Here is a 12,821-nt window from a genome sequence, read left to right on the forward strand (position 1 = left end):
ATTGCAAAATATATGTGTACAAATTGCAGTTATTTAGTAAAAGGAGGCTTTTATAAGGGTATATTAAATTTGGTTATGATTTTTTCTCGGATAAAGATTTCACAAAAGGATGTCTTAATAAAAGTGCTAGGAATATTCCGAATCCAAAAATGATGTACCAAGGGGTGAAAGATCCTTTAATGCCATAAATATCTATCATTCTGCCACTTGCAAAGTTCCCTATAGCTGCACCTACGCCAGAAGCAAAATTCGCTACACTAAAATATACTCCAATAAGTTTTGGGTCAGAAATTGAACTAGTAATACTGTCTAAAACGGGCATTACAAACATTTCTCCGATAATGAATACTAAAGAACAGATTAATAGAAAGTAAAAATTATTCGCAAATCCTATTAATGTTATGCCAATTCCTAGAAAAAATACACCGAAAAACATGGAAAAACTAAGGGGTTTCTTTTCTAAGATATTGTGGGAAATAAAAGGCTGAGTTACAATAACAAAAACACTTGAGATAGTCCAAATTATACCCAAAGGGTTTGTATTTACTAAGACTACGTCAGCTCTTAAAGGTAATAATATGCCTAATTGAGTATGTAAAGCCCAAATAAGTGCAGACACTAAACTAAATAATAGAAAACGTTTATCCTTAAAGATTGTTAAATAAGAATGTAAGCTTAAAGTTGGACAAGGTTCATTTCCACAATCTCTAGGCATGAATATCCAAGATCCTATCATTAAAAAGAGATAAATAATACTTGCTATAAAAAAGTTTCGGTTTGTAGCGGTAAAGATAATAAAAATCCCCGCTAATGCGGTTCCACTGTGGGCTGCTACACCTCTTAATGAAAATGCTGTAGTTCTTTGTCCCTCTGTAGCAACATAAGAAATTGCAGCTTTTATTGTAGGGATAAATATACCAGTACCAACACCGTTTATTGCAGAAAAGACAATTAATAGATGAAATGAATTTGTTAAACCGAATCCAATTAGAGCTATGGCTTGACAAAGATTACCTACAATTAGAGTTAGGTGGTTACCTAAACGATGGCTTATTAATCCGGAAATAATACTACCTAATTGTATAAATAAAGAACCAGCACCTATAACAATACCGACTTGACTAGCGGTCAGACTTTTATTTGCTTTTAAAATTATTGGGAATATTGGAACTATTAAATATGCTGCTATATGAATAATAAATATTGAAGAAAGTAGAACCCAGAGATCTCTACTAAATTTAAAGTTTTTAATACCAAACATAGGCATTCTCCTATACAAACATTATCTAATGTTAGTATGTCATAAATAATCGCTATTATTAAAGTAATGAAATGCTATGTTCAAAAAATAAAAAGTGGACGTAAACGCCCACTCAAAATGTATATTAAATTTGTAGTAAGGTCCTTAATAATACTACGTAATTCTCAAAAGTTAAAACTAAGTCCTTATCAAGCTCTTCACTCAATTCCAGAGCCTCTAAAACAGCAGCCCTAAAGTTGACTTCCTCATCTTCTAATATATTTGTATTTTCTACTTTTATTTCTTTATCTTTATCTACGACATTTTCTGTTTTCTCATCTTCATTTAGTAGTACTTCGTCCTTTGAATCTACAATGTCTTCAACCATACCACCCCTTAGTTCTATAAGGTGAGAAATTACAGAGAAGGCCGGAGTGTTTCTGGCATTTTCTAATGCATTCAGTAGACCATTTAAGCCGTTATTATGTTTAATTTTAGTTTCTTTTTTAATTTGCTGTTTTTCCTTGTTTTTTAACTTTGCTTTAATAATCTTATTTGTTTTATCTTTAATTTCCTCTTTTTTATGTAAATCTGAAGATTTCTCTTGATTTCCATCTTGTATTAATGAACTTTCTAGGGTTATTTCTATTAAAGAATTATTTAACGGGGTAAGAACGATAACTTCTTCAGTTGATTGTTCTTGACGAACGATATTTGACTTCCTTTGTCCTTGAGAACCTGGGGGATATCCCTTCTTGTTAGCACCGTTACCGCGCCCATTATTAGCAAAAACTGTTGATGGAATTATAAGCAATAATGTTAAAGTGATAATAAGTGTTTTAGCTACAGTATTCTTCATTTGTTGTCCTCCTAAGATTAGTTTGTTTGCTAAGTTAATTATATAATAGCTATATTAATAGAGGACAGTCCTAAAATCATTTTGATACATATGTCCTAGGTCTACTATGGGTGTAAAAAAACTAGGTTTAACCTAGTTCTTAAAATTATTTAATTAAGTCTATTTCTATTCTAATTACTTTTCCAAGAATTTTAATATCTTTACTGTTTTTTACGACAGATTTTTCATTTTTTATGCCATCTATTAATTGAATATTATTTCCATCAATTCTTTTGATTTTTCTAATACTTTTAGTTTTATCAAATTCTACAAGCTGGAATGCACCATTTACTATTTCTTGATTTAAATAGATAAGACATCTATCTCCTTTATGTATTCTATATTGACTTAAGCTATCGTCAGGTGCTTCTACATAGATCAATTTATCAGGGTTATAGCCTTCCACTTTCTTATCAATTATTGGGAAGCTTTTATTTCCCTTAATATTTGTTAATTCAATATTAAAAATAGGAACTTCTTTAATAATATTAGAGAAGGCTAGTTCCCACTGGGGTAGAGGCTCAACTTCTGTACGTTTTATAGGTGATAATTTATTTTGAACATTGACATTTTTTGTGTGATTATTTTCTTGTTTTATAGGTGCTTCATCAATAATGTTATCATCTAAATTAACACCTAGAATTTTTGATATTTGAGAAATAAGCTTATCGTTAATAATTTTTTTTCCGCTCTCAATATCTATAATATATGATTCAGCTACACCACATTTTTGTCCTAATTGTTTTGGGCTTATTCCTTTTTTTACTCTTTCTTCTTTAATTCTTTTTCCAACACGACTCATGTATTCCACCTCTTTGAAAATGTATTTATTATTATGAGTTACAAATGTATTATAATCTTTTTTTACCTTCGCATCTATATATTCTCATACCCATTGAAGAAAATTTATCCTCATATTCGGTAGTAACTAAATGCTTTATTCCACTATTATGTAGATCGAATGTTATATTATTTAATTGGAAGTCTGAAAATGATAATTCATTTAATGAGAACTCAAATAATTTTTCATTGTCAGTTTTAAAGTGCACTTCACCTTTTTCTCTAAGAATATAATTGTATTTTTCTAAAAAGTTTCTATGGGTAAGTCGCCTTTTATCCCATCTTGATTTAGGCCATGGATCACAGAAGTTAATATATATCCTATCTAATTCTTCTTTGTCAAAAACCTCTTCAATTTTGTTAATGTCAAACCAAAGAAATACAATATTAGATAGGGCTTTTTCATAAGCTTTTTGGACAGCTTTTAATAAAACCTCTTCCTTTATTTCTATACCTATATAATTAATATGAGGATTTTCAGCAGCTAGTGTAGTAATAAACTGACCTCTTCCAGTACCAAACTCCACATGTATGTTTTGAGGTGTGTTAAAATACTCTTTCCACTTACCTTTATTTTCCTCAGGTTTTATACATAAATAATCAGTGAATGAAAGTAGTTTTTCTACTGATCCAGGTTTTTTCCTTCTTCTCATTTATAAAAACTCCTTATAATAGTATTTAATTTTTATTATACCATCTTTTAACTGTATCATATACTAATTACGATAAGAGAAAATGTGTAGTATCCAAGGGGCTTTATGAATATATTTCTACAATCAATATAAGAGGGTGATTTGGTATGGATATGTTAACGATAATAAATAGTGTATTATCTCTATTTGTAATTATGCTAGTGGGGGTTTATTCTAGTAAGAAAAGAATTATTACAAATGATATAAACAAGGGACTAACGGATATTTTATTAAAGATAACCTTACCATTTTTAATTATTTCTTCTTTTATTATTACATACGATGAATCAGTAAAGTCAAATGTAATAAAGGCTTTTATGTATAGCCTTGTAACTTTTATTTTTATAGGTATAGTTTCGTATTTAGTATTAATACCTATAAAAAAGGATAAAAAAATAATATTACAATTTTCAAATGTATTTACTAACACAGGATATATTGGATTCCCTATATTAAATGCAGTATATGGGTCGGAAGGAATTTTATACGGTTCTATATTTCAAATATTTTATACAATATTCATTTGGACATATGGAGTTATATCCTGAGTTTAGAACTTAGAGGCGAATAAAACGGTATAAACGTTAATATATAAACATTTATACCGCTTTATACTTGTCCTATTATTTAAGATTTACTGATAAATCAAGTTTTGTGCAAGCTCTGAACTTCGTTAATGTCATATTACTTTTTAGTGTAGATAATTTTAGTATCTCAGCTAAGACAAGATAAGATTGAGAAATTCGTGTAGGTGTGACAACAACTTTTGGAAACTTGCCTTGAACCAAGACTAGTGGTTCTCTTATCGCTTCCATAATTTCAGCCACTGACACCTGCCTACCTTGTTCACTTGATAAAAGGTATTGCATATATCGTAAAATACATAAACATAGAAAGCACATTGTAAAATGCCCTTTAATATGATTATCACTCCACACGAATACTGGACGAGCTCTTAGGTCTGTCTTTAATATACGAAAGCTTTCTTCTATTTTCCAAAGTCCCCCGTATATTTTCATTACTTCTTCTGTACTTAACTCTAGGTTGTTTGTTATTATTGCATAATAACCATCATAGCGTGATGCTTCATTTATTTTATTTTCATCTAATTTCCAAACCCTCTGTATCTAATTCCATTTCAAGATATTGATTACATCCTCTTCTTAGAGCTGCTTTTAATTGGTATGGCTTATCCAATTTCTTTTTTAATTTTTCAAGCATTCTTTCTCTATCTTGGTTATCTTTTTTAGCGCGTTTAGACGACCATGTCAGATGAATCTTTACTGGTATTTCTTCAATTCTATATTTTTAGGCCTACCCCGTTTGCCAATTTCTGAAATTTCATCTTCTTTTAGAGGAACTTTAACTTCTATATTTTGATTAACAACCTTACTGCGATATATGATTTCACCACTCATTGGATCTGTAGTGTTATTCCAGTTACTTTCATCCCAAACCATTTCTTTGAATCGTTCTTTAGAACGTTTCAAAGTATAACTAATTACAAAGTCTTGTCCACCTTTGATAAGGTATTCTAAGTTACTTCCACTATTAAGTCCTCTATCTGCTACCACGGTAATCTTCTCTAACCCATATAACTTTTTTAGTTTTTCAACAGATTGTACTAAAGTATTTTGGTCCATTGTGTTCCCTGGAAAAAGCTCAAATGTTATTGGAATGCCGTTATTATCCATCAAAAGCCCCATTACTACTTGAACTTCATTATTTTTATGATCTTTTGAAAATCCAAACATTCTAAGTTCGCCCCATTTGGTACTTTCGAAGGAATATGTCGTTACATCATAGTAAGCTTCAGACTCTTTTCGGTTCGTTTTCTTTTGAAAAAAGTCTGCTAAATGGGCTACCACGGCTTCTTTTTGGTCGGCAAGAACGTCTAAAACATCATAAAATATATCGTTTCCCAGAATTGGTACTCCAGCATAACGTTTTTGCTCTGAAGCCGCTAGATTAATGCTTGATGGGTGTGCGCAGCGATGAGCAATTAAATAATAAAGTGCTTGGGCCACAGTCTTTGCATTGCGCTTTCCAGAACTAACTTCAAAGAAGTTATCAAGGGCCATATTACTCCATAGTTGGTTGATTAGTGCATGACCGAAGTTATAGGAAGGAACAACATCAGTAGGAGACAAAATATCCATAACGGGTACTTCAAGAGCTAAAGGTGCAGTAGAAGTTTTCTTTGCCTTAGTAATTTCAAATTTGCTTCGGCTTTTAATTTTGCAATAATATCTGGATCTTCTGCAAGCATACGTTCATAGTTGCCAATAGTTTTTACAACATGAGTTTTCTTGCGATTAGTTCCCGGAATGCGAGTATCTTCTCTAAATTGAATTACACGAGCCTTTCCTGAACCTGTTATTGCAACGTACATAACCTGTTCCCCCTGAATAATTATTTATATTCCTATTATACCATTTTTAAGTATAAATGGAAAGAAAATAATAGGAAATAACAGGACAAAATATATTAAAATTTTACAAATAAAAAGATCTCTGAAAACCGCTTCATTAGCAATCCTCAGAGATTCCTATTAAATTTAATGGGCATAATATCTTCTAAAGTCAGGAGGATATATTGGATTCCCTATATTAAATGCAGTATATGGGTCGGAAGGAATTTTATACGGTTCTATATTTCAAATATTTTATACAATATTCATTTGGACATATGGAGTTATATTATTTAAAAATAAAGTAGAGGAGCAGGTGAGTAACAAGGATATTAAGAAGGCCATATTAGAGGTGGTTTTGAACCCTAATATTATTGCTGTGTATATTGGTATTATAATTATGGCTGTTGATATAAGACTACCTAATATGCTACTACTAAGCGTTAATGCTATTGGTAGCATAACCGGCCCTCTATCTATGATAATAGTAGGAGTTATACTATCAGAAGTTGATATTAAAAACTATATAAAGGATATTACTGTATATTATGGAGTTATCGTAAAATTAATTGTTATGCCCCTAATACTTTACTTTTTATTACTATTAATTAGTAATATTTCGATAATAAATAATACTCTAGTAATTCTCGTAGCAATGCCATCTGCTATTATGACATCTATCTTCGCGGAAAGCTATAAAAAGGAAAAAGATTATGCCACTGTAATTGTGTTTTTAACTACTGTATTTTCAATAGTCACCCTGCCATTGCTTTTGAAATTAATTGTATAGAACTACACTTGAAAATTTTTCATTAAAATGTTAAGTTAATATTGCTAAAAAATATATATAATTGTTTAGGTTAAACTATCTGTATAAATATAAGAATTAGTTTTTTACTAAGAAAGAAAATATTATGATTTATTATTAATCACTAGCTTAGAAATGTTAAGAAAGCTTGTTGGAGGGAAGATATACATATGATAAGAATAAATGAAGTTAAACTATCTATAGATGAAGATATTAGTTTGCTGAAAAATAAAATTGCAAAACAGTTAAGGATAAATCATCAGGATATTATTGAGTATTCAATCTATAAAGAGTCTATTGATGCTAGAAAAAGAAATGAAATCTATTTTGTATATATAGTCGATGTAGTTGTGAAAAATGAAGCACAGGTCTTAAGTAAAAACAAAAATTTGAAAATTAGTCCAGATGTTAGCTATAAGGATGTACAATCAGGAGGAAAAGAATTAAAAGACTCACCGATAATTATTGGATCTGGTCCTGCAGGGATGTTTGGGGCTTTAATATTGGCACAAAGAGGTTATAAACCAATATTATTAGAGCGAGGAGCAGACGTTGATACGAGAACAGCGGATGTAGATAGATTCTGGAAAGAAGGCAAACTCAATGTTGAATCCAATGTTCAATTTGGAGAAGGTGGCGCCGGTACCTTTTCAGATGGAAAGCTAACAACACGAATAAAGGATATTAGATGTAGAAAGGTGTTAGAGGAGTTTGTTTTAGCCGGTTCCCCTGAAGAGATATTATATTCATATAAACCACATATTGGAACAGATATATTAAAAAATGTAGTAAAAAGGATTAGAGAGAATATTATAGAGCTAGGTGGACAAGTAAGATTTAATAGCAAAGTCACGGATATACTAATCGAAAATGGCGCTATTACAGGAGTAGTAGTAAATAATACAGAAAAGATCGAGGCGCAGCAGATTATATTAGCCATAGGACATAGTGCCAGAGATACATACGAGATGCTATATGAAAGAGGAATAAGTATTAGGCAAAAACCCTTCTCGATAGGAGTTAGAATAGAGCATCCTCAAGAATTGATAAATACTTCACAATATAAACAACATTCAGAGCATCCACGATTAGGTGCTGCAGATTATAGACTTACATACCAATGTACAAATGGAAGGGCAGCCTATACATTTTGCATGTGTCCGGGTGGAATCGTTGTAGCAGCAGCTTCAGAACTTGAGACTGTTGTTACTAATGGAATGAGTGAATATGCTAGAGATAAAGCTAATGCTAATAGTGCCTTGCTAATTCAAATTAATACTGAGGACTTTGAAAGTAAACATCCCTTAGCAGGAGTAGAGTTTCAAAGAAAATGGGAGCGAGCTGCATATGAATTAGGCGGTAGGAATTATACAGCACCTGCCCAATTAGTAAAGGATTTCCTTATAGATGAGGATTCAAAAGAGGTAGGGGAAGTTAGACCATCATATTTACCGAAAGTAAAAATGACAAATCTAAAATACTGTTTACCTGACTATGTTATTCAGTCAATGAGAGAAGCCATTGTTGAAATGGATAAAAAACTAAAAGGCTTTTCCGTTGATGATGCGATAATGACAGGAGTAGAAACTAGAAGCTCTGCGCCTATAAGAATTGATAGGGATGGGGATACAATGGAAAGTCTTAGTACGAAAGGAATTTATCCTGTAGGAGAAGGTGGAGGTTACGCTGGTGGGATTATTTCCGCAGCAGTAGATGGAATTAAAGCAGCAGAAAAAATTATAAGTAAGTATAAACCTTTTATTTAGTATTTTAACACTTGGAGGAAAAAAGATGAGAATACAGGAATTAGCTGAAGCCTTGCAACCTGAATTAGAGAAAGGTAATATGAACTACATTATATTCCAAGAGGGACGACAATGGAAATTTGAGCCCTATGGAACCATAGATAAAATAGAAGATGAAGATGAAAAGCGATTTCTAACAATAAGACATAGAATAGATGACAAAGCAATAATTGTAAGTGGACAAGATTTTGATTATTATGATTTAAAATATCTGCAAAATCAAATAAAGAAATTAAGAAAATAAAAATTATATAAAGAATTAAGTATGGGGGTTGGGGATGAATATTTTACTATTTCCATTTAAATTAGTACTAAATATTGTAGAGCTTGTATTTAAATTAACTGGCAGGTTGATAGCGATAATAATTGGGTTACTATTAATGATTATTGGTGGAGTCCTTTGTTTGACAATAGTAGGTGGAATTGTAGGAGTCCCGTTAGCTATATTTGGACTTATATTATTAGTAAAAGGTTTCTTTTAGAAAATGTATAAATATACATAAAAAATCTAAGGGTTTAAACATAATAATCCTTAGATTTTTTTATTTTGTATAAGTATTGGGTGTAAATTAATATCTGGAACTGCATAAACGCATGTACACAATATTGTGAATTATTAAACAATTCAAAAAATTCTCAAATACTATGTTCAGATTATTTACAAATTCTATTGTATTATTAAGCCCGTATATTGTCTGTAATGTATTTGTCTATTTGATCTAATTAATAAAAAGTTTCACTTTAAAAGACATTAATTTATTGACTTCTATGGATTTCCATTGCATTTACATTAAGAAAATGTTACAGTAACTAAAGATATTGCTTCAGTCAGTTGCGCAAGAATGTGTTAAATTATTGTACAAGTTGTTAGGTAAATAGACAAGATATAAATCTGTGTCATAATTTGTCATAAGTTTTATAAAAAAGGTTTGACATCAAACTAATCCAACCTTATAATAGTTTTATATAAAACTATTTTTTTATTTGTATGAAAGTTAATAACAATAAAAATTTATGCATTAATATGAAATAATTATAAAAAGTTCAAAATTTAGTAAGAGTTAATTAGTAGCGGCATAGGATAATAGTTCTGCTTCTAATCAGTATATAAACTATAAAGGGAGGCTTTAAATTGACTAATAATTGGTGGAGAGGCTTTGTTAGCGGAGACTGGCAAGAAACAATTAATGTAAGAGATTTTATACAGAAAAACTATAGCGTTTACACAGGTGATGAAACATTTTTAGCGAAGGCTACAGACAGAACAAATAAAATGAAAAAGAAGTTTGATGAGCTATATGCTTTAGAACAAGAAAAGGGCGGAGTTTTAGATATCGATACTGATACGGTTTCATCTCTATTATCTTATGCTCCTGCGTATTTAGATAAAGATAATGAAATTATTGTAGGTTTCCAAACGAATAGTCCTTTAACTAGAGGAGTAAACCCTTTTGCAGGTATAACTATGGCTAGACAAGCGTGTGATGCCTATGGTTATAAAGTGGGTCAACGTGTGGAAGAAAACGTTAAATATTTAACAACTCATAACGATGGGGTTTTTAAAGTTTATTCAGATGAAATGAAAAAGATTAGAAAAAGTGGAGTAATTACTGGTCTACCAGATGCTTATGGTAGAGGTAGAGTAATTGGAGATTATAGAAGAGTTGCTTTATATGGAGTAAATAAATTAATTGAAGAAAAGATAAAAGATAAAAAAGCTCTAGGTCAAATGGAAATGAATGAGGAAAACATAAGACTTTCTGAAGAGCTTCATGAACAAATAGACTTTTTAAAGCAATTAAAAGAAATGGCTTTAGGATATGGTATTGATATATCTAACCCTGCAATGAATGCAAAGGAAGCTGTTCAGTGGACATACTTTGCATATCTTGGATCAATTAAGCAACAGAATGGTGCAGCTCTTTCAATTGGAAGAATTAGTACATTCCTAGACATATATTTTGAAAGAGATATAAAAGAAGGAATTCTAACAGAGGAAACTGCTCAAGAAATAACTGATGATTTTGTATTAAAACTAAGAATGGCAAGACAATTAAGAACAACTGACTATAACGAATTGTTTGCTGGGGACCCAATGTGGATTACAGAATCAGTTGGTGGAATCAGTGAAGATGGTACTCCATTAGTAACTAAGAGTTCCTTTAGATTTCTTCATACACTATATACTTTAGGACCTGCTCCAGAGCCTAATATTACAATTCTATGGTCTCAAATGCTTCCTGAAGGATTTAAAAGATATTGTAGTAAAGTATCTATTGAAACTGATTCAATTCAATACGAAAATGATGACATAATGCGTCCGATATATGGGGATGACTATGGAATAGCATGTTGTGTTTCTGCAATGAGAATGGGTAAAGACATGCAATTCTTTGGAGCAAGATGTAATCTTCCGAAGGTGTTATTAATGGCTTTAAATGGCGGTATTGACGAAATGACTGGGTTGCAAGTTGGACCAACGATGGATCCAATTAAGAGTGAGTATTTAGACTTTAACGAAGTTATGACAAGATTTGATTATTATAGAGATTGGTTATGTAAGACTTATGTTAATACTATGAATGTAATCCATTATATGCATGACAAATACGCTTATGAAAAGCTTCATATGGCTCTTCATGATACTAATGTTCATAGATTTATGGCCTTTGGTATAGCTGGTTTATCTGTAGTTGGGGATTCTTTAAGTGCAATAAAATATGCAAAGGTAAAACCAGTAAGAAATGAGCAGGGTATTATTGTTGATTTTGAAGTTGAGGGAGAATATCCTGAATTCGGAAACGATAATGACAAGGTTGATGATATTGTTGTAAATGTAGTTAAGGACTTTGATAAGAGTTTAAAGAAAAATAAAACTTATAGAAATGCTGAACACACATTATCAATTCTTACTATAACATCAAATGTAGTTTATGGTAAAAAGACTGGTTCTACACCAGATGGAAGAAAAAGTGGTGAACCATTTGCACCTGGAGCTAATCCAATGCACAATCGCGATCAAATGGGGGCTTTAGCTTCGTTAAACTCTGTAGCTAAAATACCTTTTGAGAACTGTAGAGATGGGGTATCTTGTACGTTTACTGTAACTCCAAAGGCTATTGGTTCAAATCTTGACGAGCAAATTGACAATTTAGTATCTATTATGGATGGATATTTTGGACAAAATGCACATCATTTAAATGTAAATGTTTTAGATAAAAGTAAACTTATAAAAGCTATGGAAGAGCCACAAAATTATCCAAACCTGACTATAAGAGTATCTGGATACGCCGTTAACTTCCACAGATTGACTAAGAAACAGCAGTTAGAGGTAATAAGTAGAACATTCCACGAAAGGCTGTAGAACATTATGTTAGGTAAAATACATTCAATAGAAACAATGGGTGCACTTGATGGACCAGGCTTAAGATTTATTGTATTTTTGCAAGGGTGTCCTTTGAGATGTGTATATTGTCATAATCCAGACACTTGGAATTATAGTTTGGGAAGTGAAATGGACAGTGATGAGATTGTAAAAAAAGCAAAAAGGTTTGCTCCTTACTTTAAAAATAAGGGAGGGGTAACTCTTTCTGGCGGAGACCCTTTAATGCAATCTGAATTTTGCACAGAAATTTTTAAGAAACTAAAAGAAAACAAAATTCATACTGCACTAGACACCTCTGGATGTATTTTTAACGATAATGTAAAGAAATTATTAGACTACACGGATCTAGTTATATTAGATATAAAGCATACTGACCCTTTGAAATTTAAAGAAATAACAGGATACGAAATAGATAATACACTAGCCCTATTAAAATACGCTAATAAAAAAAATACTCCCCTTTGGATTAGACAGGTTATTGTACCTGGAATAAATGACACAAAGGCTGATATAGAGCAGCTAGTGAATATGATAAAACCATTTCAAACTATTGAGAAGGTTGAATTATTACCATATCACACAATGGGTGTGAAGAAGTGGAATGAGTTAGGCATAGAGTATAAGTTAGAAAATACACTGGAGCCTACTCAAGAAAAAATGGATTATTTAAAAGAAGTGATTAGAAATATGGGATTTAAAATGTAGAATAAAATAGAACCTTGATGAATATCAGGGTTCTTTTT

At 31.2% G+C, this 12,821-nt stretch carries 14 protein-coding genes; 7 read left to right on the plus strand and 7 right to left on the minus strand.

The genetic code is table 11. The features are described from left to right. Positions 1–73: 73 nt before the first annotated feature. The 4 genes from HZR23_RS08355 to trmB form a co-directional block, all read right to left on the minus strand. A complete protein-coding gene (locus HZR23_RS08355) occupies positions 74–1,261 on the minus strand; it encodes an MFS transporter (protein ID WP_165913739.1) in 1,188 nt (395 codons plus the stop codon). A gap of 124 nt (positions 1,262–1,385) precedes the next feature. Then, a complete protein-coding gene (locus HZR23_RS08360) occupies positions 1,386–2,099 on the minus strand; it encodes a hypothetical protein (RefSeq protein ID WP_132849279.1) in 714 nt (237 codons plus the stop codon). A 145-nt stretch (positions 2,100–2,244) separates the two neighbouring features. After that, complete coding sequence (locus tag HZR23_RS08365) at positions 2,245–2,940, minus strand: helix-turn-helix domain-containing protein (RefSeq protein WP_132849278.1); 696 nt, start codon at positions 2,938–2,940, stop codon at positions 2,245–2,247. Between the two features lie 49 nt (positions 2,941–2,989). Further along, complete coding sequence (gene trmB / locus HZR23_RS08370; RefSeq protein ID WP_132849277.1) at positions 2,990–3,631, minus strand: tRNA (guanosine(46)-N7)-methyltransferase TrmB; 642 nt, start codon at positions 3,629–3,631, stop codon at positions 2,990–2,992. 146 nt (positions 3,632–3,777) lie between these two features. On the opposite strand from trmB, the gene HZR23_RS08375 reads away from it, so the two are divergent. Continuing rightward, positions 3,778–4,218: an AEC family transporter gene (locus HZR23_RS08375; protein WP_213050190.1), complete on the plus strand. Its 441-nt coding sequence runs from the start codon at positions 3,778–3,780 to the stop codon at positions 4,216–4,218. 75 nt (positions 4,219–4,293) lie between these two features. Here HZR23_RS08375 and HZR23_RS17000 read toward each other — a convergent pair whose 3' ends face one another. The 3 genes from HZR23_RS17000 to HZR23_RS17010 form a co-directional block, all read right to left on the minus strand. Continuing rightward, on the minus strand, positions 4,294–4,797 hold the full coding sequence (locus HZR23_RS17000) for an IS1634 family transposase (RefSeq protein ID WP_330615947.1): 504 nt from the start codon (positions 4,795–4,797) through the stop codon (positions 4,294–4,296). 153 nt (positions 4,798–4,950) lie between these two features. Next, a complete protein-coding gene (locus HZR23_RS17005; protein WP_249536654.1) occupies positions 4,951–5,829 on the minus strand; it encodes an IS1634 family transposase in 879 nt (292 codons plus the stop codon). A 17-nt stretch (positions 5,830–5,846) separates the two neighbouring features. Continuing rightward, a complete protein-coding gene (locus HZR23_RS17010; RefSeq protein WP_249536655.1) occupies positions 5,847–6,062 on the minus strand; it encodes a hypothetical protein in 216 nt (71 codons plus the stop codon). Between the two features lie 202 nt (positions 6,063–6,264). On the opposite strand from HZR23_RS17010, the gene HZR23_RS08390 reads away from it, so the two are divergent. The 6 genes from HZR23_RS08390 to pflA all read left to right on the plus strand — a co-directional run bounded on the left by HZR23_RS08390 (position 6,265) and on the right by pflA (position 12,783). Then, complete coding sequence (locus HZR23_RS08390; protein ID WP_330615948.1) at positions 6,265–6,870, plus strand: AEC family transporter; 606 nt, start codon at positions 6,265–6,267, stop codon at positions 6,868–6,870. 188 nt (positions 6,871–7,058) lie between these two features. Then, complete coding sequence (locus tag HZR23_RS08395; RefSeq protein ID WP_132849838.1) at positions 7,059–8,654, plus strand: NAD(P)/FAD-dependent oxidoreductase; 1,596 nt, start codon at positions 7,059–7,061, stop codon at positions 8,652–8,654. A 25-nt stretch (positions 8,655–8,679) separates the two neighbouring features. Beyond that, complete coding sequence (locus HZR23_RS08400; protein WP_132849837.1) at positions 8,680–8,937, plus strand: hypothetical protein; 258 nt, start codon at positions 8,680–8,682, stop codon at positions 8,935–8,937. A gap of 34 nt (positions 8,938–8,971) precedes the next feature. After that, a complete protein-coding gene (locus HZR23_RS08405) occupies positions 8,972–9,175 on the plus strand; it encodes a hypothetical protein (RefSeq protein ID WP_132849836.1) in 204 nt (67 codons plus the stop codon). Positions 9,176–9,825: 650 nt separating this feature from the next. Continuing rightward, complete coding sequence (gene pflB, locus HZR23_RS08410) at positions 9,826–12,057, plus strand: formate C-acetyltransferase (RefSeq protein WP_132849835.1); 2,232 nt, start codon at positions 9,826–9,828, stop codon at positions 12,055–12,057. Positions 12,058–12,063: 6 nt separating this feature from the next. Further along, positions 12,064–12,783 carry a pyruvate formate-lyase-activating protein gene (gene pflA / locus HZR23_RS08415; RefSeq protein ID WP_132849834.1) on the plus strand — a complete coding sequence of 240 codons (720 nt, stop codon included), beginning with the start codon at positions 12,064–12,066 and terminating at the stop codon, positions 12,781–12,783. Positions 12,784–12,821: the final 38 nt, after the last annotated feature.

It is taken from the genome of Serpentinicella alkaliphila, assembly GCF_018141405.1.
Classification (GTDB): domain Bacteria; phylum Bacillota; class Clostridia; order Peptostreptococcales; family Natronincolaceae; genus Serpentinicella; species Serpentinicella alkaliphila.